Consider the following 26,077-nt stretch of genomic DNA (forward strand, 5'->3'; position numbering starts at 1 on the left):
CGCCAACGATGCGTCAGCGTTTCGCCTTGCACCCCGTGCACACGCGCTCGATCTTGTAGCCCTTGGCCTTCAGCTTCTCGACCACGCCATCACTGCCCAGCAGGTGCAGCGTGCCGACCACCACCAGCGTACCGCCCTGCCCGGCCTGCAGGTACGGCTGCAGCTTCGGCACCCAGGCATCGTTGCGCCCGGTGTTGATGCGCTGGTACAGCTGCGGATACTGCTGGCGCATCTCCGCCGCCATCTTGGTCCACAGCAGGCGCTCGTCGCCGCGACGCCATGCATCATGCAGCAGCCGCGCCTGCTCATCGGCCTTGCCGGCCTGGTCCAGCGCTTCGGCCAGCATCTGCCGCTGCTCCTGCACCGTCATCCCGTCAAGCATGCCGATCTGGGTATCGATGTCCTCCAGGCCCGCCGTCTTGCGGCCGGTCTTCTGCGCACGCTCCATGAAGTGGCGGTCCAAGCCCAGCGCCGGGTCCAGGCCCAGTTTCTGCATCTGCCCGACCGAAATGCTCAGGCCGACAAACCAGGCCTTCATGCCCTGCATCTGCGCCAGCGGCAGCTGGTTCTGGGCAGCAAAGGCCTGCAGCTTCTGCCAGGTCGGCGCATCCAGATCACGCTTCAGCTCGCTGCCATCGGTGCGGGTCGCGGCCTGCACCATGCGGCTGGCCAGCTGCGGCGACTGCATGTCTTCCGGCGACAGCTCGAACACCACCCGCTGCGAGGCCTCGAACGCCTGCTCGACATCGGGCGACAGCGGGTAGTCCTGCGGCTTCAGCAGGTGGAACGACCCCAGCAGGTAGACGCGTGCATCGCCCGGGCCGGTGACTTTCCACAACAGCGGTACGGGCGGCTTGGCCGCCGCGGCGGTCGCGGCCGCAGCCGTGGTGCCCGGCGCATCGCGGGCAGTGGCCAGGGGTGCCATCGCGCACGCCGCCATCAGCAGCGCGGCACGGAACAGGTGTTTGATCGGCATGGTCAGCCTTCTCCTTCAGGCAGGTGGTACGCCTTCTCGCCCGCTTCCACGCGCAGGTCCAGCCGGTTTTCCGGTGGCGCCAGCGGACAGGTGGCGTAGGCGGTGAACGCGCACGGCGGGTTGTAGGCATGGTTGAAATCGATGCGCACGGTGCCGTCTGCGGCGGGCGCATCGGTATCCAGGTAGCGACCGGCCGGATAGCTGCCGCGGCCGCTGGTGCGGTCGGCGAAGATCAGGAACAGCGGCTGCCCGGGCGCACCGATCGCTTCCAGCCGCCAGCTGCGGCCATCGCGTTCGAACTCGACCGCGCCGGCATTGGGCATCTCGGTGGTCAGGCCGGTGATGTCGACGATCGGCAGGGTCTTGCCCGGCGGGTGCGCGATGAAGCGCGCCTGCACCTGCCAGTCCACGCCGCCCGGCCAGTACTGCAGGCCGGCAAAGTCACGCCGCGCAGGCGCATCGGCATGCTTGACCCGCAGCGCGTCCCGCGGCCCCCGGCGGATGATGCTGAGCTGGCCCTTGCCGCCATCGAAGGCCAGCAGCGTCGGTTGCGCGTCCTTGTCGGTATCAACGCGGATGCGGCCGCGCACCGGCAGGCCATCATGACTGACATCGACACCGGCTTCAGGCGTGAACCACCACTGCGTCCCTTCGCGACGCAGCAGGCCCAGCTTGTCCGGGCCAACCGTCAGGCGGATGCCGTTGGTAGCGCCGCTGCCAACGAAATGCGATTTGTTCTGCAGCCAGTGCAGGCCCACCAGCGCCGTCCAGCCATCGGGCCGGGTCAGGTCCTGGTAGCGCGCTACACGCCATTGCTGCTGCGCGGCCGCGTAGGCCGGATCTTCAGCGGCCGTCGGCACCGGCGGTGTTGCCGGGCTGCAGGCGGCCAACACCACGGCGGCCAGCAGGCCCGCCATTCCCCGATAACGCATCGATGCTCCCCTCAACGTCCGCGCAGGAACCAGCGGTCGATCTCCGCCAGCGAAAAACGGGCCCAGGTCGGTCGGCCGTGGTTGCACTGGCCGGACCGTTCGGTGATTTCCATGTCGCGCAGCAGCGCGTTCATTTCCGGCAGGGTCAAGCGCCGGTTGGCACGCACCGCGCCGTGGCAGGCCATGGTCGACAGCAGTTCGTCGCGTGCACTGGCCACGCGGCGGCTCTGGCCATGCTCGCGCAGGTCGGTCAGCACGTCGCGCAGCAGCCCTTCCGGTTCGGCATGCGCCAACAATGCCGGAATACTCCGCACGTGCAGCGAACCGGGGCCGGCACGGGTCACCTCGAAGCCGAGCACCGCCAAGGTTTCAGCTTCGCTCTCGGCGGTGTCGGCCTCGCGCTCGCCCACTGCCAGCGTGATCGGCACCAGCAACGGCTGCGACTGCAGGCCGATGCCATCGTGCGCGTTCTTCAGGCGCTCGTAGCCGATGCGTTCGTGGGCCGCATGCATGTCGACCACGATCAGGCCTTCGGCGTTCTCGGCCAGGATGTAGATGCCATGCAGCTGCGCGATCGCATAGCCCAGCGGCGGCACGCCTGCGTCGGCACTGGTGACCGGCAGTCCGTTCTCGGTCGGCATCGGCGGCAGCGCAGCACCGCGCTCGGCGCCGGCCGGTGCGGCATACAGCGCGGCATAGGCAGCCGGTGCATCGGCCACCTGCAGGCCCAGCGGCTGCTGCGGGCGCCATCCGGAGAATCCGCCACCACCACCTCCCGAGCCGGCACCCGGCGCGGGCCCACGCACCAGCCCGAATCCCGACGCGCCTGCGCTCGATGCCATCGGCATGGCCGTGGCATCCACCGGCTGCGCAGCACCGGCACCGATCTCCTGCGCCGACATGCCGGCGCGGGTATCGGCCAGCGCATCCTTCAGCGTGCGGTAGACGAAATCATGGACCAGCCGCGAATCACGGAAGCGCACTTCGTGCTTGGCAGGGTGCACGTTGACGTCGACGCGGGTCGGATCCAGTTCCAGGAACAGCACATAGGCCGGCTGGCGGCCGTGGTACAGCACATCGCCGTAGGCCATCTTCACTGCGTGGGCGACGCTGCGGTCACGCACCGAGCGACCGTTGACGTACAGGTACTGCTGGTCGGCGCTCGCGCGCGAATAATGCGGCTGCGCGATCCAGCCATGCAGGCGCAGTCCGGCACCGCTGTGGTCCACGCGCACGGCCTGGTTGGCGAAATCCTCGCCCAGCGTTTCGGCAAGGCGTGTATCGGAATACAGATCGCCCGGCTTGTAACGACGCGAGGCCTTGCCGTTGTGCGACACGCGCAGCTCGACATCCGGCCGTGCCAGCGCCAGCGAACGCAGCCACTCTTCGATATGGCCCAGTTCGGTGCGCTCGGCGCGCAGGAACTTGCGCCGCGCCGGCACGTTGTAGAACAGCTCGCGCACTTCCACCGTGGTGCCCGGCGCGTGCGCGCGCGGGGTCACCTCGCCGATCTTGCCGCCTTCGATCTGCAACGCCGAACCGTGCTCGTCATGCGCGCGGCGCGAGGCCAGGGTGAAGCGGCTGACCGAGGCGATCGAAGGCAGCGCTTCACCGCGGAACCCCAGCGTTGCCACCGATTCCAGATCGTCCAGGTCGGCGATCTTGCTGGTGGCGTGGCGCGATACCGCCAGCGGCAGCTGCTCCGGTGCGATGCCGCTGCCATTGTCACGGATGCGGATCAGGCGCACACCGCCCTCTTCCAGATCGATGTCGACACGGTTGGCGCCGGCATCGATCGCGTTCTCGACCAGTTCCTTGACCACCGACGCGGGCCGTTCGACCACTTCGCCAGCGGCGATCTGGTTGATGAGGATCTCCGGCAACGGCCGGATCGGGCGCGGACCGGGCGCGCTCATGGGAGGTGATGGGCAGCAGACTTCATGGGTCGATGATAGCGGAGCTGCCGAGGATAGAGTCGAGCCATGCTCGACTGCGGGCTACCGACAAGGCCCAGTCGAGCGCGGCTCGACTCTACGGAAAGCAGTAACCCGCCTTCGGCGGCTTACTTGCTGCCGCCGGCCATGGTGCCGGCCGCGTCGATCTCGGCCTGGGCGCGGGCCGCATACAACGTCCCCGGCGGCGGCTGGCGGCTGAAGAAGGTGTGCACGCCATCCAGCACGGCGCCAGCGATCTTGCGCTGGTACGCCGGGTCCATCAGGCGGCGCTCTTCATCCGGATTGGAGATGAACGCGGTTTCCACCAGCATCGCCGGCATGTCCGAGGTGCGCAGCACCGCGAAGTTGGCGCGCTCGATGTTCGGCTTGTGGTTGTTGCCGATCCGCTTCAGGCCGCCCAGCACGTGGCCGGCCGCGTCTTCGGACGCCTTCATGTAGCCGCTCTGCGCCAGGTCCAGCAGCACGTTGGCCAGGGTGCCTTCGGTCTGCTGCAGGCGCACGCCACCGACCAGGTCGGCCGCGTTTTCCTTGTCCGCCAGCCAGCGGGCGCGCTGCGAAGAGGCGCCCTTGGTCGACAGCACGTAGACCGATGAGCCCGTGGCCGAGCGGTTTTCGGCCGCGTCGGCATGGATCGAGATGAAGATGTCCGCCTTGTTCGCGCGCGCCTTCTGCGCACGCATCGGCAGCGGAATGAACACGTCGCTGTCGCGCGTCAGGTAGGCCTTCAGGCCTGGCGTGGCGTTGACCTGGCGGGCCAGCTCGCGCGCCACTGCCAGAGTGACATCCTTCTCGCGCTTGCCGGTCGGGCCGATCGCACCCGGGTCCTGGCCGCCGTGTCCGGGATCGATCGCCACCACCAGGTGGCGCATGCCGGCCTGCATGCGGATACGCGACGCATCGCTGGGCATGACAGGACGCGGCGGTTCCACCGGCGTCGGTGCCGGTGTAGGCACGGTGGCCGGCGGCGTGTTCACCACCGCTGCGGTGCGCTGGCCGGCGAGGATCGCGGCCGGCGAGGACGACGGCGTGCTGCTGGCGGTGACACCGGCCGCAGCAACCTGGGCCGGCGCGGTGGTTGGTGCCGGGGTCGGCGTGGCCGGTGCGGCGGCAGTGGCGCTGGCCTGCTGCTGTACCTGTGCGGTCAGCAGGGCCGTGGCACGCGCGGCATCGGTGCGCGACTGCGCGCTCTCGGCCGGAGTCGGTACAGGTGCAGCTCCCGCCGCGGGCGCCTGCGGCTGCACGGCTGGCGTCGCCGCCGGGCGGCTGCTGGCCACGGCCGGGCCATCGCCCGGCCATTCGATCACCAGCTTGGATTCATTGCCCTCGCGCTGCATCTGCGGGCGGAACGGCGCCACCGATTCGGCGAGGTCGAAAACGACGCGGAACGTGCCCGGGACCGGCTGTCCGGTACGCACCGCCGTGACCACGCCCTGCGCGGCCGGCATCTTCAGGTTGCGTATGGCGCTGGAGTCGGGGAAATCGACCACCAGGCGGTTCGGGCCGGCCAGCGACAGGGTCTTGTAGCCGCCACTGCCGACCAGCGAGATCTCGGCACGGGTGCCGGTAGCGCCGGTGTTCAGCAGGACCTGTCGGACTTCACCCGCCCACGCACTGACGCTCGCCAGACCCAGTCCGACGGCGGCACAGATGGCGATGAGACGGTTCCCCGGGCGCATGGCTCAGGATTCAATCACCGCGCTGAACGGAATGCAACACCTTTTTCCTTAATAATCCGTAACCTGCCGGTCTTTGTTCTCGTCAGCCGACAGAAATGGCCTGCAAGTCGCCCCCTTGCGGCAGCCGTTCCAGCCATTCATGTCCTACGTCGCTGGCCCCAGTGAGACGGACGCGTCGTCCCTGCCCCTCGATCTCCAGCGCCACCACCAGGTCGGTCGGCGGCAGCGCGCCGGCGCCCCGTTCCGGCCATTCGACCAGCCACAGCACCGCGCTGCCCTCGTCCAGGCCGAGGAAATCCAGCTCACCGGCCTGGCCGATGCGATACAGGTCCAGGTGCCACGCCTCACCGCCACTGGCCAGCGGATAGCGCTCGACCAGGGTGTAGGTGGGGCTGCGGATCGCGCCCTGCACGCCCAGCGCGCGCAGCAGCGCGCGGGCGGTGGTGGACTTGCCGGCACCCAGGTCGCCGCGCAGTTCGATCAGCGCCTGCGGCGGCCGGGTGGCCGCCAGCCACTGCCCGAGCAGTTCGGTGGCGTCGCTGTCGGCAAGGAAGAATTCGGTCATGGGGAGAGGTCCGGGTTGGCCAGTCGCCGCAGCGGCGCCAGCAGATCAGTAGGAAGCAGGCCGCGCGCGCCATCGGCGGCAGCTGCATCGCCCGCCAGCGCATGCAGCAGCGCGCCCGCGGCCGCGGCATCGAAGGCCGCAAGGCCCTGCGCGCGCAGGCTGGCGATGATGCCGGTGAGCAGGTCGCCCATGCCTCCCACGGCCATCCCTGGGTTACCGGCAGCGATCAACCGGGGCGTTTGCCCAGGCGCTGCCACGATGCTGCCAGCGCCCTTCAGCACCACCACGGCATGGAAGCGCTCGGCCAGCATGTGCGCACAGGTGTAGCGGTCGGCCTGGATTTCAGCCGTGCTGCAGCCGAGCAGGCGCGCGGCCTCGCCCGGGTGCGGTGTGAGAATGGCATCGGGCAACGCGCGCGGATCCTGCGCCAGCAGGTTCAGGGCATCGGCATCGACCACCAATGGCTTGTTGCTGGCCAGCACCCGCGCAAACAAGGCGCGTGCCCATTCGTCCTGGCCCAGACCGGGCCCGATCGCCACCACCTTCGCCTTGTCCAGCAGCACCGGCAGCACATCGCCATCTTCCAGTGCATGGGTCATGGCCTCGGGCAACCGGGCCAGCAGTGGACCGACGTGGTCGCGGCGGGTGCCCAGGCTCAACAGCCCCGCACCCGCGCGCAAGGCGGCTTCGGCCGCCATCGCGATGGCACCGCCGCTGCCATGGTTGCCGCCGACGCACAGCACGTGCCCGGATTCGCCCTTGTGGGTATTGGCGCGGCGCGGTGGCAACAGGGCCCGCAACCTCACCTGCGTCCAGTGCTCCGCAGCGGGTACCACGCCTTGCCAGGCCGCCGCGGGCAACGGCAGGGGCGCCAGGACCTTCTGCCCGCAATGATCCAGCGCATCGCCGGAATACAGCCCGCGATGCGCCACGATGAACTGCAGGGTCAGTGCAGCGCGCACTGCTACGCCCGGCACCGCCCCACGGTCGGCATCGACGCCACTGGGAACATCCAGCGCCAGCACCGGCGCAGTCTGCGCGTTGAGCGCGGTAATCAACGCCTGCGCCGTACCCTCCGGCGCGCGATCAAAGCCCAGCCCGAACAGGGCATCGACCCAGACGTCGGCCTCGGGCAGCATGCCGTCGAAATCGGTGATGGTGCCGCCGCCGGACCTGAATTCAGATGCTGCACGCTGTGCCAGCGCGGTCGAGGGCGGCCTGCCCGGCAGGGTGATCACTGTCACCTCGCGCCCGGCCTGCAGCGCGTGACGGGCCAGCACATGGCCATCGCCCCCATTGTTGCCAGCGCCGACCACCACGCCGATCCGCCGCGCCTGCGGCCAATGCTGCAGCAGGCACTGCCAGGCGGCCTGGCCGGCCTGCGCCATCAGGCCCCAGCCGCCGTCGGCGGCCAACGCCGAGGCCTGCGCATCAAGCGCACGCGCGGCAGCGGAATCGAACAGATCGGCAAGGTTGGCCATGCAGGGATTTTATACTGGTGCACATGTCCCCCGCCCCCACCCCTGTCGATCCGGTCCAGGCCGTGCAGCGCATCCGCGAACTGGCGCGTGCGCATGGCTTCCAGCGCTGCGGCATCGCTGGTATCGAACTGGGCGAGGATGAAGCGCACCTGGCCGACTGGCTGGGCCAGGGCCTGTACGGCACGATGGACTGGATGGCGCGCCACGGCACCTTGCGCGCGCGACCGGCCGAGCTGCTGCCCGGCACCGTGCGCGTGATTTCAGTGGGCATGGACTACAGCCACAAGGACGACACCGAAGCCTGGGCGACCCTGGCCGACCCGGGCCGCGCCTACGTGGCGCGCTACGCGCTGGGCCGCGACTATCACAAGCTGATGCGCAACCGCCTGCAGAAGCTGGCGACGCAGATCAACGATGAAGTAGCGCCACTGGGCTACCGCGTGTTCGTCGATTCCGCCCCCGTGCTGGAACGCGCACTGGCGCGCAACGCCGGCCTCGGCTGGATCGGCAAGCACACCTGCCTGATCGACCGCCATGGCGGTTCATGGTTCTTCATCGGCGAGATCTACATCGACATCCCGTTGCCGATCGACACGCCGGCCACGGCGCACTGCGGCACCTGCACGCGTTGCATCGATGTCTGCCCGACCCAGGCCATCACCGGCCCGCAGCGGCTGGACGCGCGGCGCTGCATTTCCTACCTGACCATCGAGCACGACGGCGCCATTCCCGAAGACATGCGTCCGTTGATCGGCAACCGCATCTACGGCTGCGACGACTGCCAGCTGGTCTGCCCCTGGAACAAGTTCGCCAAGCGCACCGACGAAGCCGATTTCCGCGCGCGCAACAACCTCGATACCGCGCGCCTGGACCAGCTGTTCGCCTGGGACGAGGCCGAGTTCCTGCGCCGCACCGAGGGCAGCCCGATCCGCCGCAGCGGGCACGAGCGCTGGCTGCGCAACATCGCCGTGGCACTGGGCAACGCACCGTCCTCGGCCGAAGCATTGGCCGCGTTGCAGACCCGCGTCGATGATCCCTCGCCGCTGGTGCGTGAACACGTGCAGTGGGCGCTGGGCCAGCACACGGCGCGCTGACGTGCGATCCTGAGCCCCCGCTCCACCCGCAGCACGCCGTTCCCATGCAGCCACGCAACAACGACATTTTCACCCCCAGCCAGCTCAACACCCTGGCCCGCGACCTGCTGGAAGGCAGTTTCCCGGCGATCTGGGTCGAGGCCGAACTGGGCAGCGTGGCGCGTCCTGCCTCCGGTCACCTGTATTTCACCCTGAAGGACGCGCGTGCGCAGCTGCGTGCCGCAATGTTCCGGATGAAGGCGCAGTACCTGAAGTTCGTGCCGCGCGAAGGCATGCGCGTGCTGGTGCGCGGCAAGGTGACCCTGTACGACGCCCGTGGCGAGTACCAGATGGTGCTGGACCACATGGAAGAGGCGGGCGAAGGCGCACTGCGCCGCGCCTTCGAGGAACTGAAGGCACGGCTGGAGGCCGAGGGCCTGTTCGACCCGGCGCGCAAACGGCCACTGCCGGCGCATGTACAACGTCTGGCAGTGATCACCTCGCCGACCGGCGCCGCCGTGCGCGATGTGCTGAGCGTGCTCGGCCGCCGTTTCCCGCTGCTGGAAGTCGACCTGCTGCCGACCCTGGTGCAGGGCAGCAGCGCCGCCGCGCAGATCACCCGCCTGCTGCAGGCGGCCGATGCCAGTGGTCGCTACGACGTGATCCTGCTGACCCGCGGCGGCGGTTCGCTGGAAGACCTGTGGGCCTTCAATGACGAAGCCCTGGCCCGTGCGATCGCCGCCAGCCACACCCCAGTGGTTTCGGCGGTCGGCCACGAAACCGACTTCAGCCTCAGCGACTTCGCCGCCGACCTGCGTGCGCCGACGCCTTCGGTGGCAGCTGAACTGCTGGTACCCGACCAGCGCGAACTGGCCCTGCGCCTGCGCCGCACGGCCGCGCGCATGGTGCAGCTGCAACGGCATGCGATGCAGCAGGCGATGCAGCGCGCCGACCGCGCCCTGCTGCGCCTGAACGCCCAGAGCCCGCAGGCGCGGCTGGACTTGTTGCGCCGACGCCAGCTGGATCTGGGCCGGCGCCTGCATGCGGCGTTCAACCAGCAGCAGGAGCGCCGCGCCGCGCGCCTGCGTCATGCGGCGGCAGTGCTGCGCGGGCACCATCCGCAGCGCCAGCTCCATGCGATGCAGCGCCGTCTGGCTGCCCTGCGCGGGCGGCCGCAGGCCGCGATGCAGCGCCTGCTGGAGCGCGATGCACTGCGACTGCGCGGACTGGCGCGTTCACTTGAAGCAGTCAGCCCGCTGGCGACCGTGGCGCGTGGCTACAGCATCCTGACCCGCAGCGATGACGGTACGCTGGTGCGGCACATCGACCAGGTGCAGCCTGGTGACGCCCTGCAGGCCCGCGTTGGCGACGGCGTGATCGACGTACAGGTCAAGTAAGGGGTGTTCGGCAGGGCTGCGCCCTGCACCTGCGGTAGTGCCGGCCGCTGGCCGGCAACCTCAACAGCAACAGCAACAGCAACAGCAAAAGCGGCTCTGGATTGCTGATGGTTTGGCGGGGCGGTGTGGCTGTGCAGGACACGCCGTAAACCCCGCTGCGCGGTCCGGCCCAGCCGCCGGCGGCTGTGCGTTCGGGCGCTTGCGAAGCAGTGCTTCGCAAGCAAAGCGCCCTCACCCTTGGGGGCTCGATGGCGCCAACGGTCCTGCACAGCCACACCGCCCCACCTCTGACAGATTCCGATGACTGTTGGTAGGTGTCGAGCTTGGTCGACACGGTAGATCCTGTCAGATATCGAATCAATTCGGGGTCAGATCCGTTTTCCTACGGAAAACGGATCTGACCCCAAGAGCATTTCCCACAGACCGCAGCAAACTGTCGAAGGCGGGGTGGGTCCGGTGGCGGGAGTGTCCGCGGCATGGATGCCGCGGCCAAGCCCCCATGGACGGGTTTACGGCGTCTCCCGCAACCGGACCCACCCCGCCTACCCTCAGGAAACCCGCTTCTGCTGTTGCAGGTGCCGGCCAGCGGCCGGCACTACCTACCGCGGGTGCAGGGCTGCAAGCCCTGCCGCCCCTCCCCCTACTTTGCCTGCTCGCAGAACTTCTGCCGGTACTCGAGCGCCTTCGGCATCAGCGCCTGCAGGTTCTGGATGCGGGTACCCGGGTTCGGGTGGGTGGAGGCGAACTCCGGCGGCGCCTGGCCGCCACTGGCCTGGCCCATGCGCTGCCACAGCGGCACCGCCTCGCGGGGATCGAAGCAGGCCGCTGCGGCCAGCATCAGCCCCACTTCATCGGCCTGCGTCTCGTGGCTGCGCGCATAGGGCAGCAGGTAGCCGTAGCCCATCGCCGACATCATCATCTGTTGCTGCTGCGCATCCATGCCGCTGGCGGCACCAGCCATCTGCCCGATCTGGGTCAGCTTCTGCTGCGCCATCCGCTGTGCACCATGGCGTAGAAGCGCATGGGCGATCTCATGGCCCATCACCACCGCCATCGCGTCATGCGTACGCGCCACCGGCACCAGGCCGGTGTAGACCGCCATCTTGCCACCCGGCAGGCAGAACGCATTGGCCTGCTCGGACGGGATCACATTCACTTCCCACTGGAAATCCCGCGCGAAATGCGCCGGCTGCACGCCGTGCTCCTGTGCCAGCGCGGTCTCCACCACGTCCACCTTGGCGATCAGGCGCTGGGCGATGTCGCGCACATCACGCGCGATCGGCGCATTCGGATCCATCGGCCGTTCCTGCGACAGGATCTGCTGGTAGGCCTGCAGCCCGAGCGCGGTCTCCTGGCGCGCATCCAGGCTGCTGTCGATCATCACCTTCTCGCCGGTATAGGGATCGACCGTGCGATTGGAGAACCAGTAGAACACCGCATAGCCCGCTGCCAGCAGCAGCACCCACCAGCGGATGTTGCCGAACAGGCCGCGCCGCTGCGGGCCTTGCGGCGAGCGGGAAAAGGGATCGTTGCGCATCGGTGTCTTCCAGCAGGCCCCGCCGGCCGGCGGGCACGGCGCAATCTTAGTGCGCGGACGCCAGCAGCGGGTGAAGCCCGATGCTCAGATGCCCCGCACCAGACGGAAGCCGATGCGCGCGTTGGTGGTGTCCGAGTCCTGCGATTGCCGCCAGGCCGCACGGGTCTGCTCGGGCGCATTGGCCCAGTTGCCGCCCCGGATCACCCGCGACCGGCAGCCCGGGTTGAACCAGGCGACACCATCGGACGGCGCACGCCGGTAGCTGGCATGCCAGCAGTCGGCCACCCACTCGCTGAGATTGCCAGCCATGTCGTGCAGGCCGAAGGCATTGGCCTGGAAACTGGCCACCGGCGCGGGCCCCCACCAGCCATCGCCATAGCCGACGAAGGCGTTGTGCCAGTGCCGCCCCGAGGGCGAGACATCCTTGCTGCCGGTGAAGTTGCCAGCGCCGGGCGGCGGCGTGCCGGCGTCGCCCCACGGATAACGGCCACTGCTGCCGGCACGCAGCGCGTACTCGAATTCGGCCTCGCTCGGCAGCCGGTAGCTGCGTCCTGTCTGCTCGGACAGCCACGCCGCGTAGTTTTCGGCATCACGCACGCTCACATGCATCACCGGCGAATTGCCCAGTGCGCGCGCGCCATCGTAATCGGAACGCCAGTCCACACCGCTGCGGCGGATGAAATTGCCGCTGCGCTCGTCATAGACCACCGAGTGGCCGCGCCGGGTCGCACGCGGCCGCGCATTGGTCGACTTCACATAGCGCTCGAAATCACTGACCGTGATCTCGGTGATCGCCATCGCAAACCCGCGGTCGAAGCGCACATAATGCGAGGGCCGCTCGGCATCGCTGGCACCGGGCTCGGCATCACCCGCGCCCATCTGGAAGCCACCATGCGGCACCACGATCATCTGCGGGCCGCGCCCGCCATCGCGCATGGCGTCGCTGAACACCTGCCCGGGACGGAAGCTGCCGTAATGGGTGGCCAGGTCGATGCGTTCGCGCAACTGGGCCACCACCGCATCCCCTGGCAAGGCGATGCGCAGGGCCTCGGCCAGCTTCTCGCGCGCCGGCTTCAGGCCCTGTGGCGTCGCCAGTTCGCGAAGGCCATCATCGCGCAGCTGCAGCAGTGCCGCCGCGCGTATCTGTTCGATACGTTCGAAGGCATCGGCAATGGCCGGTGATGAGTCACGGACCTTGCTGGCTTCGGCCAGCCAGGTGCCGGCGCTGGCAAAGTCACGCACCCGCGCCGCGTCCTCGGCACGGCGGATCAGGCCACTCTCGGCCGCCGCCAGGCCCTGCCGTGCCCGGCTGTTGTGTTCATCCAGGGCCAGCGCTTCACGGAAGTTGCCGATCGCGCCGTCACCGTCCTCACCGATCCGCCCCGAACGCAGGTCTTCCTCGCCGGCACGGTTGTAGGCCACCACGCGCTGGGCGAGCTCCACCCGTCCCTGCAGCGCGCGAACCTTCTCATCCTTCGGCGCCAGGGTCAGCAGCACCAGTGCCTGGCGGCTGGCCTCGGCCAGCGCCTCGCGCTGCTGCAGCGGCCGGACCAGCAGGGCATCGGCCTGCTGCTGAAGGCGCTGGCGGGCGCGCTGCAGGCCGTTGCGGGCCTGGCGGTCATCCGGGTCTTCTTCCTGCACCGCCAGCCACAGCGGAACCGCCGCGTCGGCGTCCTCGTACAGGCGCCCTTCGGCGAACGCCTTCTCGGCCGCGCGACGCAGCTGGGCCAGGCTGCGCCCCTGCCGATCGACCCGCGGTGGCGTCCACCGCTGCACATCCTCGGCGGCATCCTCACCGGCGATGGTGACGCTGCCCTGCGCCGCCTCCGGCGTCGCGTCCGCCTGCATGCCTTGCTGCGGCCGTGCGTCTTCGCCAGCAGCCGGTCCCGGCTCCGGTGTCGCCGAGGGCGACGGCGTGCAGCCGGCCAGGGCCAGGGCGGTGCACAGCACGGACGACAGCGGAAAACGCAAGCAGGATCTCCTTCGGCACGGATGCGGACCGACGTTAGGCTATTCTCCCCTGCCTGAGCAAACCCGAGTAGTAGGCCCTGACCCGTGGCAATCTGGATCACCACCCCCGCCGAGCTGGATCCGTACTTCCAGCAGCGTCCGGCCCGCATCGGCCTGGACACCGAATTCATCCGTGAACGCACCTTCTGGCCGCAGTTGGCCTTGGTGCAGATGGCGGTCGGGCAGGACATCCTGCTGATCGACCCCCTGATTCCCGGCATGACGGAGGCGCTGGCGCCGTGGCTGGCCGATGAATCGATCGTCAAGGTGATGCACAGCGCCAGCGAAGACCTGGTCGCCTTCAAGTGGGCCTGCGGCGTGTTGCCACGTCCGCTGTTCGACACCCAGATCGGCGCCTCGCTGGCCGGCATCGGTGGCGGTATGGGCTACCAGAAGCTGGTCGCGGAAATCACCGGCGTGGCGCTGGCCAAGGGCGAAACCCGTTCGGACTGGATGCGCCGCCCGTTGTCCGACTCGCAGCTGCAGTACGCCGCCGACGATGTCGAGCACCTGTTCGCGCTGCATGACGCCATCGATGCCAGGTTGCAGGCGCTGGGCCGCCAGCAGTGGCTGCACGACGACGGCGAGCGCCTGCTGGCCAGCGTCGCCAATGACGAAGACCGTTGGCCGCACCTGGCGATGCGCTCGGCGCAGTTCCTCGACACGGCCGCACAGCATCGGCTGCTGCGTCTGCTGCGCTGGCGCGATGTGCAGGCACGCAGCAGCGACCGCCCGCGCAGCTGGATCCTGGACAACGAACTGGCCGCCACGCTGGCACGCACGCCACCGGCCGATGCCGCCGCACTGGGCAAGCTGTTCGAACAGTTCCCGAAGGCACCGCGCAAGCTCGCGGGCGCTGTGTGGCAGGCGCTGGATACGCCGCTGGCCGATGAGGCCGAAGCACCGCTGGCGCTGCCGGCCAACGACAGCAACAAGCAGGCACTGAAGAAGCTGCAGGACGCGGTTGCCGAGCGCAGCCGCGAACTGGGCCTGCCGGATGGCGTATTGGCCTCACGCAAGCACCTGGAAAGCTATCTGGAACGCCGCCAGTGGCCGGCCGCACTGGCCGGCTGGCGCCAGCAGGAACTGGAATCGCAGCTCCAGGCGCTGCTGCCGGCACGCTGAAGCACCGGGCGCGGCGCCGGATTGCATTCCCGCCGCCGTCGAACGCAACAAGAAGGGCGACCCGGATCACCGGGCCGCCCTGCGCACTCCAGCAGTGCGAGGGTGGGACCGCCCACCCTCGCGGCAATGCCTTACCAGTTCATGTTCAACGAGACACCGACGGTGCGCGGTTCGTTGTAGACCGCGGCCATGTAGTTCTCGATCACACCCTTGAGGTTCTTCTCGTTGGTGATGTTGCGCGCGAACAGCGCCACTTCATAGGCACCGTAGTTGCCCGAGTAGCCGATCTTCAGGCCGCCCTCGAAATCACCCTTGGAGTTGAACTCCTTGCTGTCGTACAGCACGAAGCTGGTGTAGCCCTGCTTGTTCCAGTCGGTGGACACGAACATGGTGCCCGCGTCGCTGACCGGGAAGTCGTAGCGGGCGGCCAGGTTGACGTTGTACTTCGGCGCGTTCGGCAGCGGGTTGCCGTCGATCTGCGCGAAGGTATTGGCACCGACCTTGATGGTCGGGTCATTCACCGTGCACACCACCTTGCCGTTGAGGCCGCAGACCTGCGCGTAGACGCGCTTGTCCTTGATCTCGCTGTGCAGCAGGCTGACGCCGGCGCTCAGGGTCAGGTTCGGGATCGGGCGCAGCTCCATGTCCGCTTCGAAACCGTAGGCCTTGGCCTTGTCGGCATTGAACAGCACGCCGTTGCCGTCCGAATCGTTGCCGTTGAGCTGGATGTCATTGACGGTGTAGGTGAACGCGGTGGCGTTCAGGCGCAGGCGGTTGTCCCACAGGCTGCTCTTCACGCCGGCTTCCCAGGACAGGATGGTCTCGGAATCGGCGGTGGTGAAGTCGGCATTGAACACCGCCGAACGGCCCTGGATGGTCGGGCCGCGGAAGCCGCGTGCGACCTTCGCATAGACGCTCACGTCCGGCGTGATCTGGTACATCGCGCTCAGATCCCAGCTCGGGGTGGTGTCGGACATCTTGACGTCGGTGCGGCCCTTGTAGGTCACCACGCCGGCGGCGGTGTCAGCGGTCTTCAGCAGGCGGGTGTGCTTCTCGTCCTTGGTCTGGCGCAGGCCGGCCGTGACGGTGAACTTGTCGGTGAAGGCGTAGCTCAGCTGGCCGAAACCGGCCCACGAGGTGTTCTTGTTGCGCAGGCGCACCCAGTTGTTCGGGTTGCGGGCCGCACCCTGCAGGAACCACGCACGCTGGTAGAAGTCGGTGGTGTCGCTGCCGTTGAAGTAGAACGCACCGGCCTGCCACTGCAGGGCGCTGTCGTCATGGCTGGCCAGGCGGAATTCCTGGGTCCACTGGTCCAGATCACGGATGCGGCCCATCGACTGGCCGTAGCCGTTCGGCACGCCGTTCACCGGGAAGTTCACCGCCGCGCCGCCGTCGGTGTCGCCACGGCTGTAGCCGGAGGTGGTTTCGTAGGCGGTGATCGAGGTGAAGTCGATCGCGCCGAAGTCGTAACGCGCCTTCACCGAGCCACCGTAGGTCTTGTAGGCCTGCGGGTTGTTGTCGGCTTCGTCGTAGGCGACCTGGTCGCGCGGCACGTCGGTCTTGTTCGAGCCCTTGGTCAGCGCACCACGCAGGAACAGGGTCGAGGTGCCTTCGTAATCACGGGCGTGGGCCGAGGCCAGGATCGAGAACTGGTCGCTCGGGGTCAGCAGCAGCTGCGCGCGCACGTTGCGGTCATCGAAGCCGCCCATGGCGTTCTTCTTCGGGCTGACCGTGCCGTCAGCGCTCGGGCCCTTGTAGGTGTTGTCGACGTAGTCGTCGCGGTGCTGGTACAGCGCCGACACGCGGAACGAGGCGATGTCGTTGATCGGGCCGCCAAAGCCGCCGTCGATCGACACGCTGTTGTAGGTCGCATAGCTGGCGCTGACGCGGCCGGTGTAGTCCTGGGTCGGCTTCAGCGTGTCGAACTTGATGATGCCGGCGGTGGTGTTGCGGCCGAACAGCGAGCCCTGCGGGCCGCGCAGCACTTCCACCTGGTCCACGTCATAGACCGGGTTGGACTTCAGCACCACGTGCTCCAGCACCACGTCGTCCTGGATGATCGACACCGGCTGCGAGGCACCCAGGTAGAAGTCGATGTTGCCCAGGCCGCGGATATAGAAGCGCGGGAAGATGCGGCCGGTGGTGGTTTCCGCATACAGGCTCGGCACGCGGCCGGACAGCGCCAGCAGGGTGTCGTCGCCGCCGGCGGTGAAGTCGCGCATGCGCTCGCCCTGCACCACGCCCACCGAGACCGGCACTTCCTGCAGGTTCTGCTCGCGGTGCTCGGCGGTCACGGTGATCGTGTCCAGGCCCGTCGGGGTCGGCGCGCTGTCCTGCGCGGCGGCACCAAAGCTGCCGACCAGGGCCAGGCCGGCACAGGCCAGGGCCAGCGGATGGCGGCGGAAGGAAACGAAGGAAGACGACATACCCGACAGGCGGCGGGAATCGGAATGGGAGGGCATGGAATGCTCTGAGGAGGCGTCCGTGCGGCCTGCGCGAGCCGGGCGGCAAAAAGGAGGAGAACTGCGCAAGCCGCCATTATCCCCCAAATTGTTACGATTTCGTTGCGCGGCATCCGGGCCCGACAAACCGGACGGTTTCGGCACAGTGCACGCCTTCATGCCACGCCGTCCGGCACATCCCGGATCGGCTTGGCAAGGCGCAGCCAGTTGGATACACTGAAGCCCTGCCGTGGGGCCATAGCTCAGCTGGGAGAGCGCGTCGTTCGCAATGACGAGGTCAGGAGTTCGATCCTCCTTGGCTCCACCACTCATTAAGAAGACCCGCCGATCGTCGCGATCTGCGGGTTTTTTCTTGCATCGATCACGAGTCAGGCAGGTTCCTGATCCCCGTCCTTGCGGCGTGGACCACGCGAATGCGTATCACGCACCTGCTGATCGCGCTGCCCCGGCCGCTGCTTTGCCACGTCCTCCTGCGCCCTGTCCTGACGGCTTTCCTGTACGCCCTGTTTCGGATCGCCAGGGTCTTTGTCGCGCTCGCTCATCGAAGTCTCCTGTGCCGGCGAAGGCCGATCAGGACTTCACGCTAGAGGCTGCGCAGTGATCCGCAGGTCAGGCCCGCGCGAACAGCGTGTGCAGTTCCGCTTGCCGCCGCAGCTCACGGCTCTGCAGAATCCGGACCAACATGCCCAGCCAGTCCGCGATGTCACCTCCCGCCCAGCACGCCGCGCGTACGCTGCCAATGCGCCTCGATCCAGCGGACGGCAGCATCCAGCTCGGCCACCTGACGACGTTGATCTGCCCCACCCTTTCACTGGAGGAGGCGCGCATCGCCTTCGCCACGCTGATGCATGGCGAGCGCGATGCCGGCACCGGCTATCACTGGCTCAGCCTGCACCGGCTCAGTCTGGGCGGTGCGCCCGCCGGCATCAGCCTGTGCTTCCACGGGCAACAGCTCGACATGGTGACGATCGGCGTCGATCTGCCGGGTGCGACACTGGAAGACGGCTGGCCGACCCAGGTCGCGATCGATGCCGAAGTCGCTTTCATGCGTCGCACCTTGGCCACGGCTCTGGGGCGCAAACTGGCAGGTGGCCGCGCCCGATTCGAGTGGGGCGAGGCATGGGCCCGGTTCGACCCGAAAGGCTTCATGGCCAGCAGCGGTATCCGCTACACGCCGCGCTCATGACGCCGCTCAGGTACGGGTGATCGACACTCCACCTTCAACACGCATCGCGGTACCGGTAACGAAACTGCTTTCATCGCTGGCCAGGAACAGCGCCGCGTTGGCGATCTCCTCCGGCTCGGCCATGCGCTTGAGTGCGTGCAGCGAGCGCACGAAGTCGCGGGCATCGCCGGTGGGTGCGGCCTGCCGGCCCATCTCGGTATCGGTACCGCCAGGCAGCAGCACGTTGCTGCGTACGCCACGCGCGCCGTACTCGGCGGCGATCACCTGGCTCAGGCCGATCAGTCCGGCCTTGCTCGACGCGTAGGCGGCCATACCCGGGAAGCCCACGGTATGGCCGACAAAGGTACCGACAAACACCAGCGAGCCACCCCCGCGTGCCAGCAATGCCGGCAACTGCGCGCGTGCGGCATGGAAAGCGGCATCGAGATTGGTGGCCATCACCTCGCGCCACGCATCCGCCGGGAACTCTGCTGCCGGCACGCCGGGGCCGAGCATCCCGGCATTGTTGAGCGCGATGTCCAGGCCTCCGAATGACTGCTGGGCCAGATCGACCAACGCCTGTGCCGTGCCCGGCTCGGCCACGTCGGCGGCATGCACCACCACCTCGCCGCCGCCGGCACGGATCTGCTCGGCCAGTGCGTGCAGCGGTTGCGGCCGACGCGCATTGAGCACCAGCTTTGCCCCTTCGGCGGCGAAGCGCAGCGCACTGGCGCGGCCAATGCCGGCGCTGGCACCGGTGATGAGAGCGATCTTGTTGTTCAGGCGCATGAGAGTGGTACCGGTTGTGGAGTGGCCGCGATGCCGCGCCTCCGGCCCACCAACACTCCGTTTCCGGGCCTCGCGGCCAGGTGCAGGAAACGGAGTTTCCGCAGAACCGGCACGTGCCAGAATCCGCCCATGGACAGCACCGCCACCACCGCCCTCGACGCCCGCGTCGAACGGGTCTGCCGTCATCTGCAGGCCAGCCTCGACGAGCCCTCGCTGCAGGAGCTGGCCGACATCGCCGGCTGCAGCCCGACGCGCCTGCATCGCCTGTTCAAACAGGCCACCGGGCTGACCCCCAAGCAGTACGCTGCCGCGCTGCGCGCCGACCGCCTGCGCACCGGGCTGGAACAGCAGGAGCGCATCACCGATGCCTTCCACGATGCTGGCTTCGGTTCCAGCGGGCGCTTCTACGAGAACGCACCGAAGTTGCTGGGCATGACTCCCAAGCAATGGCGCGCAGGTGGTCGCGGCGAAGTCATCCACTTCGCGCTTGCCGAAAGCTCACTGGGCAGCGTGCTGGTGGCCAGCAGCGGGACCGGCGTGGTCGCGATCCTGCTCGGCGACGATCCGGAGGCGCTGCTGCAGTCACTGCAGCAACGCTTCCGCCAGGCCGAACTGGTCGGTGCCGACCACGGCTATGAGCAACTGGTGGCACAGGTGGTGGGCCTGGTCGAGGATCCCTCGCGAGGCGCCACACTGCCGCTGGATATCCGCGGCACCGCCTTCCAGCAGCGGGTATGGCAGGCACTGCAGCAGATTCCGCGCGGCCAGACCGCGTCGTATGCGGATATTGCCGCGCATATCGGTGCACCACGCTCGAGTCGTGCGGTGGCACGTGCCTGCGCGAGCAATCCATTAGCGGTAGCCGTGCCCTGCCACCGCGTGGTGCGCCGCGACGGTGACCTGTCCGGCTATGCCTGGGGCGTTGCGCGCAAGCGCGAACTGCTGCGCCGGGAAAAGGTCGCCAACGGCTGACGCCACCCGATAGCCGCCGACCTTGGTCGGCACACCCAGCTTCCGGTAGTGGCCGACCTTGGTCGGCACACCCACCAAGCACTCAATCCAGCTTCACCACCAGCTTGCCGAAGTTGCGCCCCTGCAACAGCCCGAAGAACGCCTCCGGCGCCTTCTCCAGACCTTCCACCACATCCTCGCGGTACTGGATGCGACCCTCGCGCAGCCAGTGCGGCATCTCGCGTTCGAAGTCCGGCCACAGGTGGTTGAAGTCGTGCACGATGAAACCACGCACGGTCAGGCGCTGGCGCAGGATCTGGCTGAACAGTGACGGCAGCCGATCCGGGCCAGGCTGCTCGACGCCCCGCTCGTTGTAGGTAGCGATGGTGCCGCAGACCGGAATGCGGGCGAAGTCGTTGAGCAGCGGCAGCACCGCATCCAGCACATGGCCGCCGACATTCTCGAAGTACACGTCGATGCCCGCAGGCACTGCCGCGCGCAGCTGGTCCGCAAAATCAGCCACGCGATGATCCAGCGCCACGTCCACGCCCAGCGTCTGCAGATAGGCACGCTTGGCCTCGCCACCGGCGATGGCGACCACGCGCGCGCCCTGCAGCTTGGCCAGCTGCGCCACGGTCGCGCCCACCGGCCCGGTCGCGGCGGCTACCACCAACGTCTCGCCCGGCTTCAGACGGGCGATTTCATGCAGGCTGGAATAGGCGGTGAAGCCGGGCATGCCATATACCCCCAGCGCCGTACTGAGCGGCAGCCCGGCCGGATCCAGACGACGCCCCAGCGCCTTGGCCGGCAGCACCGCGTGGGTCTGCCAGCCCCCCGGCGCCAGCACCAGCTCGCCTGCGGTTACGCCCTCGGCCTTGGATTGCAGCACCTCGGCCACAGTCTGGCCTTCCATCACCGCCCCTACCGCCACCGGCGCGGCATACGACGGGCCCTCGTCCATGCGTCCTCGCATGTACGGGTCCAACGAAAGGTAGCGGTTGCGCAGCAGCACTTCGCCATCGGCCAGGGCCGGCAGCGCAACCTGTTCCAGGCGGAAATTGGCTGCACTTGGCGCCCCCTGCGGACGCGAGGCAAGCACGATGCGGGACGCGGTGGAGCAATCGGACATGGCCAGGTCTCTGCTGTTGCCAGCATCGGGAAAGGACTGCCGACACTACGCTGCGGCGATCCCCGATGGCGGCCACGAAAACAGCGTTCCATTGCCCGGACCCGCGCGGGTCCGGCGCACCCCTTGCCCTTGCAGCTTTGGCGAACGCGGCGACCTGCTGATTTCCACCGCAGACGACAATCGATGGGGCACGCCCGCCCCACAACGGAGGATCAAGCACTTGCGAGCGCGCAGAGGGCAATGTGAAGAAATCTTGGCAAAACGCTTGCCGAAGGCAGCCGACCTCCGTAATATACGCGTCCTTGGCAGCGACCTCGCTGCAACGAAACATGTGGCCGAGTAGCTCAGTTGGTAGAGCAGGGGATTGAAAATCCCCGTGTCGGCGGTTCGATTCCGTCTTCGGCCACCACTTTCGAAGGCCTGCAGAAATGCGGGTCTTTTTTTTCCGGAAACCGCATTCACCGCGGTAGCCGCACAATTTGGCCGAGTAGCTCAGTTGGTAGAGCAGGGGATTGAAAATCCCCGTGTCGGCGGTTCGATTCCGTCTTCGGCCACCATCTTCAGAGACCTGCAGAAATGCAGGTCTTTTTTTTATTCGCGCTTCGCGCAAGCGGCGACCACCGTGGCCCGGTTGACGAAACATTTACACCGGCACGGGCCGCGGCACCTACGCTCCAGACTCCTGCCTGGAGCCTGCCGATGCATCTGCGCCCCGCCCTGCTCGCCTGCCTGCTGCTGGCCGCCTTCCCGGTGATCGCCACTGAACCGGTGCGCGCGGTCGAGCACCTGGACATTGATCGCTACGCGGGCCAATGGCACGAGATCGCGCATCTTCCAGTCTCGTTCCAGAAGCAGTGCGTAGGCGACATCACCGCCAACTATGGCCTGCGCCGCGACGGCCGCATCAGCGTCACCAATGCCTGCCGCAAGGGTGACGGCGAGCGCGTGGTCGCCGAAGGCGTGGCACGCCCGGTGGCCGGCCATCCCGGGCAACTGCAGGTGCGCTTCGTCCCCGACTGGCTGAGCTGGGCGCCCCTGGTCTGGGCCGACTACTGGGTGCTGGCGCTGGACCCGGACTATCAATGGGCCCTGGTCGGCGAACCCGGCCGCAAGTATCTGTGGATCCTCTCGCGCCTGCCGGAGATGGAGCGCGATCGGTTCGAACAGTTGAAAGCCAAGGCCGAGTCGATGGGGTACGACCTCGGGCCACTGCGCCTGATGGCCCCGCTGCGCGATCCCGCGGCCGACTGAACCGCTTCGCATCCGGCGCATCGTGCGCGCGCCATCCGGCGTTGTGCATGCCCGACCACCATCTTCACGCGCTACCCTCTGCGGACGGGTCGCCCCGGGCGATCCATAAAACCATACGCCGTAGTATGCTTACCCCAACGCACCCCCTCCAGAGGACTTGCGCCCATGCTCCACCGCTTCCGTACCGCCTTGATCGTCCTGTGCACCCTCGCCCTTGTTGCCTGCGGCAACGGCATCGTCAAGCGTGTTTCGGAACCGGCGGCCAGCCTGCAGCAGCTGACCGTGCGTGCCGACGGCAACTGGACCGTGGCCCTGCGCCTGCAGAACTTCAGCTCGATGCCGATGACCTTCGATGATGTCTCACTGGCGCTGACCGTCGGCGACAGCGATGCCGGCACCCTGCAGGTCAAGCCCGGCATCTCCATCGGCGGCACCTCCGCCGACGTCATCAATGTCGACCTCGTGCCCAGCTCGACCGCGCGCCTGGTGGTGGCCGACGCGCTGGCCAGCAACCGCACCCTGGCCTACGCCCTGAAGGGAACGGTGGCGGCCACGCCGCAGGAAAAGAAGCAGCGCAGCTTCGACATCAGCAGCCGCAGCACCCTCAACCAGGCCCCCGGCCTGCCCGGCGTGCTGCGCTGAACCCGCCTTTCGTCGCGGCGCCCGGCGCCGCTCCCCTCTGCCCCGATCAAATCGAGACGTACCGATGAGCAGCTACACCGCCCCGCTTTCCGACCTCCGTTTCGCCCTGCACGACGTGCTCAAGGTCGAACCCCTGTTCGCCCGCCTGGGCTTCAGCGACGCCACCGCCGACGTGGTCGATGCCGTTCTGGAGGAAGCCGGCCGCTTCAGCGCCACCGTGCTGGCCCCGCTCAACAGCGTCGGCGACGAGATCGGCTGCGTACTCGACCAGGCCACCGGTGAAGTGACCACCCCGCCCGGCTTCAAGCAGGCCTACGACCAGTTCGTCGATGGCGGCTGGACCGGCCTGACCGCCTCGCCGGAGCTGGGCGGCCAGGGCCTGCCGCACACCCTGGGGGTGCCGCTCAACGAAATGATCAACGCCGCCAACCTGGCGTGGGGCAACTTCCCGCTGCTCTCGCACGGCGCCATTGAAGCGCTGAAGCAGCACGGCGAGGCGTGGCAGCACGACGCCTTCCTCAAGCCGCTGATCGAAGGCCGCTGGACCGGCACGATGTGCCTGACCGAGCCGCACTGCGGCACCGACCTGGGCCTGCTCAAGACCAAGGCCGAGCCGAACGCCGACGGCAGCTACTCGATCACCGGCACCAAGATCTTCATCACCGCCGGCGAGCACGACCTGACCGAGAACATCGTGCACCTGGTGCTGGCCAAGCTGCCCGACGCCCCTCCGGGCGCCAAGGGCATCTCGCTGTTCGTCACCCCGAAGTTCAAGGTCGACCGCGATGGCAACGTCGGCGAGCGCAATGCACTGCGCTGTGGCTCGATCGAACACAAGATGGGCATCAAGGGGTCGGTCACCTGCGTGATGAACTTCGATGGTGCGCAGGGTTACCTGGTCGGCCAGCCGCACAAGGGCCTGCAGGCCATGTTCACCATGATGAACACCGCGCGCCTGGGTGTCGGCCTGCAGGGCATCGGCCTGTCCGAGCGCGCCTACCAGAACGCACTGAAGTACAGCCGTGAGCGCCTGCAGTCGCGCGCCCTGAGCGGCGCCAGGTTCCCGGACAAGCCGGCCGACCCGATCCTGGTCCACCCGGACGTGCGTCGCATGCTGCTGACCGTGAAGTCGCTGGTCGAAGGCAGCCGCCTGCTGGCACTGCACGCCGCCACCCTGATCGACATCGCCCACCACGCCGAGGATGCCGCCGAGCGCGAGCGCGCCGACACCCTGGTGAGCTTCCTGACCCCGATCTCCAAGGCCTGCCAGACCGAATGGGGCATCGAGAACACCTACAACGCCCTGCAGTGCTTCGGTGGCCACGGCTACATCCGCGAGCACGGCATGGAGCAGCTGGCCCGCGATGCACGCATCACCACGCTGTATGAAGGCACCACCGGCATCCAGGCGCTGGACCTGATCGGCCGCAAGACCGCATCCAGCCAGGGCGCCGGCCTGAAGCTGATGCTGGCCGAGATCGAAGCCTTCGCCAAGGAACACGAGGGCAACGAAGCGCTGGCCGAGTTCATCGGCCCGCTGCGCGCCAAGGCCGCCGAATGGGGCAAGCTGACGATGGACGTGCTGCAGCGCGCGGCCGCCAATCCCGACGAACTGGGCGCGGCCAGCTACGACTACCTGTTCTATTCGGGTTACGTGGTGCTGGCCTACTGGTGGGCCCGCAGCGTGGCCGCCGCCGATGCCAGCGCGCACGGCGCCGCCTTCGCCCAGGGCAAGCGCGAGACCGCACGGTTCTACTTCGCCCGCGTGCTGCCGCGCACCCTCAGCCACGCCGCCGCGATCCAGGCCGGCGCCGCGCCGCTGATGGCCATGGACGACGAGCGCTTCGGCGCCTGAGCCGGGCTTCGCCCGGCACCCGCGGTAGTGCCGGCCGCTGGCCGGCAACCGCAACAGCCGGCTTCCTGCGGGATGGCGAGGTGGGTCCAATTGCGGGGGACGGCGCACGCCACCGGACCCACCCCGCCTTCGACAGATTTCCGCTGCTGTAGATCCACGCCACGCGTGGATGAGAACCCCTGAAATCCTTCTGGAGAAGAGCCCCCTTTTGTTAAAGGGGGCGCGCCGACAGGCGCGGGGATTAGGAAGAATGCGCGGGCAACCCAGCGCGCCGACGGCGGGCTGGGTTGCTAAAGGGGGCGCACCGAAAGGTGCGGGGGATAGGAGGAATGCGCGGACCTGAATCATTGCGATTTGGGTTTCGCCCTCCGGGCGATACCCAAATCGCAATGATTCAGGTATAAGCTGTTCTCCCGATGGAGACAGACACTACACGCTTGGGTCTGATCGAAGCCGGAGCTCCGTTTTCTGCTCCGGGCGCCGAAGCATCGCCCAACGCCACGACGCTGCATCGCCCCGGTTCGGTCCGGCTGCTCTCGCTTGATGCCCACGGACGCGTACTGGACTGGATCACCTGGCAGGATGCGGCTTGCCTCTACGCCCGCGAGGCGGTGGCCTGGACGCTCGGCGACCCCTGCCTGCACATCCACGGCGGCACCAACCGTTTCAGCGGCCTGCAGAGCGGCATGGACCTGCACCCGATCATCGCCGCCCGCGGCCACGCCCGCTCCCGTGCGATCGACCCGACGCCGAACCTGACCAACCAGGCCCTTTTCGCCCGCGACGCCCAGCTGTGCATGTACTGCGGCCAGCAGTTCAGCCGCCCCACGCTCACCCGCGACCACGTCATGCCGCTGTCCAAGGGCGGCCTGGACTGCTGGGAAAACGTGGTCACCGCCTGCTTCCACTGCAATTCGCGCAAGAGCGACCGCACCCCGCAGCAGGCCGGCATGCCCCTGCTGGCAGTGCCCTACCGGCCCAGCTGGATCGAGCACCTGATCCTGTCCAACCGCAACATCCTGGCCGACCAGATGGCCTTCCTGAAGGCGCAATTGCCCAAGCGCTCGAAACTGAGCACCTGAACGCCTGAAAATGCAACCCTCACC

General features: G+C 68.0%; 21 protein-coding genes and 3 tRNA genes. 12 read left to right on the forward strand and 12 right to left on the reverse strand.

Translation table 11 applies throughout. The features are described from left to right. Positions 1-13: 13 nt before the first annotated feature. The 6 genes from AC5P8R_RS04565 to AC5P8R_RS04590 all read right to left on the reverse strand — a co-directional run bounded on the left by AC5P8R_RS04565 (position 14) and on the right by AC5P8R_RS04590 (position 7,585). Positions 14-976: a TraB/GumN family protein gene (locus AC5P8R_RS04565; protein ID WP_495223036.1), complete on the reverse strand. Its 963-nt coding sequence runs from the start codon at positions 974-976 to the stop codon at positions 14-16. 2 nt (positions 977-978) lie between these two features. Further along, on the reverse strand, positions 979-1,908 hold the full coding sequence (locus AC5P8R_RS04570; RefSeq protein WP_014647811.1) for a DUF1684 domain-containing protein: 930 nt from the start codon (positions 1,906-1,908) through the stop codon (positions 979-981). Positions 1,909-1,919: 11 nt separating this feature from the next. After that, the gene (gene mutL, locus AC5P8R_RS04575; RefSeq protein ID WP_046431747.1) at positions 1,920-3,824 is read right to left on the reverse strand and encodes a DNA mismatch repair endonuclease MutL; all 1,905 of its coding nucleotides are present in this window, start codon (positions 3,822-3,824) and stop codon (positions 1,920-1,922) included. Between the two features lie 146 nt (positions 3,825-3,970). After that, entirely contained in the window at positions 3,971-5,539 is a 1,569-nt protein-coding gene (locus AC5P8R_RS04580; protein ID WP_495223037.1) for an N-acetylmuramoyl-L-alanine amidase, read from the reverse strand. A gap of 82 nt (positions 5,540-5,621) precedes the next feature. Next, positions 5,622-6,104, reverse strand: a complete 483-nt coding sequence (gene tsaE, locus AC5P8R_RS04585) for a tRNA (adenosine(37)-N6)-threonylcarbamoyltransferase complex ATPase subunit type 1 TsaE (RefSeq protein ID WP_049405932.1) — start codon at positions 6,102-6,104, stop codon at positions 5,622-5,624. Beyond that, on the reverse strand, positions 6,101-7,585 hold the full coding sequence (locus AC5P8R_RS04590; RefSeq protein ID WP_495223038.1) for an NAD(P)H-hydrate dehydratase: 1,485 nt from the start codon (positions 7,583-7,585) through the stop codon (positions 6,101-6,103). Before AC5P8R_RS04590 ends, tsaE begins: the two co-directional genes overlap by 4 nt. A 23-nt stretch (positions 7,586-7,608) precedes the next feature. Here AC5P8R_RS04590 and queG point away from each other — a divergent pair, with 23 nt between their 5' ends. Both queG and xseA read left to right on the forward strand, forming a co-directional pair. Continuing rightward, positions 7,609-8,679, forward strand: coding sequence for a tRNA epoxyqueuosine(34) reductase QueG (queG, locus tag AC5P8R_RS04595; RefSeq protein WP_032956157.1), 1,071 nt, complete (start codon positions 7,609-7,611; stop codon positions 8,677-8,679). A gap of 44 nt (positions 8,680-8,723) precedes the next feature. Then, complete coding sequence (gene xseA, locus AC5P8R_RS04600) at positions 8,724-10,055, forward strand: exodeoxyribonuclease VII large subunit (protein WP_495223039.1); 1,332 nt, start codon at positions 8,724-8,726, stop codon at positions 10,053-10,055. Positions 10,056-10,695: 640 nt separating this feature from the next. On the opposite strand, the gene AC5P8R_RS04605 is transcribed toward xseA, so the two are convergent. Both AC5P8R_RS04605 and AC5P8R_RS04610 read right to left on the reverse strand, forming a co-directional pair. After that, positions 10,696-11,592 (reverse strand): M48 family metallopeptidase, encoded by an 897-nt coding sequence (locus tag AC5P8R_RS04605; protein WP_495223040.1) that lies wholly within the window; start codon positions 11,590-11,592, stop codon positions 10,696-10,698. 84 nt (positions 11,593-11,676) lie between these two features. Next, positions 11,677-13,563 (reverse strand): formylglycine-generating enzyme family protein, encoded by a 1,887-nt coding sequence (locus AC5P8R_RS04610; protein ID WP_014647818.1) that lies wholly within the window; start codon positions 13,561-13,563, stop codon positions 11,677-11,679. Positions 13,564-13,647: 84 nt separating this feature from the next. Between AC5P8R_RS04610 and rnd the strand changes: the two genes are divergently transcribed. Further along, on the forward strand, positions 13,648-14,727 hold the full coding sequence (rnd, locus tag AC5P8R_RS04615) for a ribonuclease D (RefSeq protein WP_046431761.1): 1,080 nt from the start codon (positions 13,648-13,650) through the stop codon (positions 14,725-14,727). 131 nt (positions 14,728-14,858) lie between these two features. Here rnd and AC5P8R_RS04620 read toward each other — a convergent pair whose 3' ends face one another. After that, entirely contained in the window at positions 14,859-17,189 is a 2,331-nt protein-coding gene (locus AC5P8R_RS04620; protein WP_046431763.1) for a TonB-dependent receptor, read from the reverse strand. A gap of 231 nt (positions 17,190-17,420) precedes the next feature. Here AC5P8R_RS04620 and AC5P8R_RS04625 point away from each other — a divergent pair. Then, a tRNA-Ala gene (locus tag AC5P8R_RS04625) sits at positions 17,421-17,496 on the forward strand. A 61-nt stretch (positions 17,497-17,557) separates the two neighbouring features. Here AC5P8R_RS04625 and AC5P8R_RS04630 read toward each other — a convergent pair. Then, positions 17,558-17,731: a hypothetical protein gene (locus tag AC5P8R_RS04630; protein ID WP_006457496.1), complete on the reverse strand. Its 174-nt coding sequence runs from the start codon at positions 17,729-17,731 to the stop codon at positions 17,558-17,560. A 158-nt stretch (positions 17,732-17,889) separates the two neighbouring features. On the opposite strand from AC5P8R_RS04630, the gene AC5P8R_RS04635 reads away from it, so the two are divergent. Further along, on the forward strand, positions 17,890-18,375 hold the full coding sequence (locus AC5P8R_RS04635; protein WP_495223057.1) for a hypothetical protein: 486 nt from the start codon (positions 17,890-17,892) through the stop codon (positions 18,373-18,375). 6 nt (positions 18,376-18,381) lie between these two features. On the opposite strand, the gene AC5P8R_RS04640 is transcribed toward AC5P8R_RS04635, so the two are convergent. After that, on the reverse strand, positions 18,382-19,143 hold the full coding sequence (locus AC5P8R_RS04640; protein WP_049442395.1) for an SDR family oxidoreductase: 762 nt from the start codon (positions 19,141-19,143) through the stop codon (positions 18,382-18,384). A 129-nt stretch (positions 19,144-19,272) separates the two neighbouring features. Between AC5P8R_RS04640 and AC5P8R_RS04645 the strand changes: the two genes are divergently transcribed. Next, positions 19,273-20,115, forward strand: a complete 843-nt coding sequence (locus AC5P8R_RS04645; RefSeq protein ID WP_049408320.1) for a bifunctional transcriptional activator/DNA repair enzyme AdaA — start codon at positions 19,273-19,275, stop codon at positions 20,113-20,115. An 82-nt stretch (positions 20,116-20,197) separates the two neighbouring features. Here the strand turns inward: AC5P8R_RS04645 and curA are convergent, their stop codons facing one another. Then, positions 20,198-21,223, reverse strand: coding sequence for an NADPH-dependent curcumin/dihydrocurcumin reductase (gene curA / locus AC5P8R_RS04650; RefSeq protein WP_495223041.1), 1,026 nt, complete (start codon positions 21,221-21,223; stop codon positions 20,198-20,200). A 333-nt stretch (positions 21,224-21,556) separates the two neighbouring features. Here curA and AC5P8R_RS04655 point away from each other — a divergent pair. The 6 genes from AC5P8R_RS04655 to AC5P8R_RS04680 all read left to right on the forward strand — a co-directional run bounded on the left by AC5P8R_RS04655 (position 21,557) and on the right by AC5P8R_RS04680 (position 26,053). Beyond that, a tRNA-Phe gene (locus AC5P8R_RS04655) sits at positions 21,557-21,632 on the forward strand. A 72-nt stretch (positions 21,633-21,704) separates the two neighbouring features. Continuing rightward, positions 21,705-21,780 (forward strand) — tRNA-Phe (locus AC5P8R_RS04660). Between the two features lie 142 nt (positions 21,781-21,922). Continuing rightward, positions 21,923-22,474, forward strand: coding sequence for a lipocalin family protein (locus AC5P8R_RS04665; protein WP_049405026.1), 552 nt, complete (start codon positions 21,923-21,925; stop codon positions 22,472-22,474). A 165-nt stretch (positions 22,475-22,639) separates the two neighbouring features. Beyond that, positions 22,640-23,116, forward strand: coding sequence for an LEA/WHy family protein (locus tag AC5P8R_RS04670; RefSeq protein WP_075076313.1), 477 nt, complete (start codon positions 22,640-22,642; stop codon positions 23,114-23,116). Positions 23,117-23,180: 64 nt separating this feature from the next. Continuing rightward, entirely contained in the window at positions 23,181-24,971 is a 1,791-nt protein-coding gene (locus AC5P8R_RS04675) for an acyl-CoA dehydrogenase C-terminal domain-containing protein (RefSeq protein ID WP_169410967.1), read from the forward strand. A gap of 416 nt (positions 24,972-25,387) precedes the next feature. Beyond that, the gene (locus AC5P8R_RS04680) at positions 25,388-26,053 is read left to right on the forward strand and encodes an HNH endonuclease (RefSeq protein ID WP_111206890.1); all 666 of its coding nucleotides are present in this window, start codon (positions 25,388-25,390) and stop codon (positions 26,051-26,053) included. The last annotated feature ends 24 nt before the right edge of the window (positions 26,054-26,077 follow it).

The sequence above is a fragment of the Stenotrophomonas sp. YJH_SMC_73 genome (assembly GCF_059370155.1).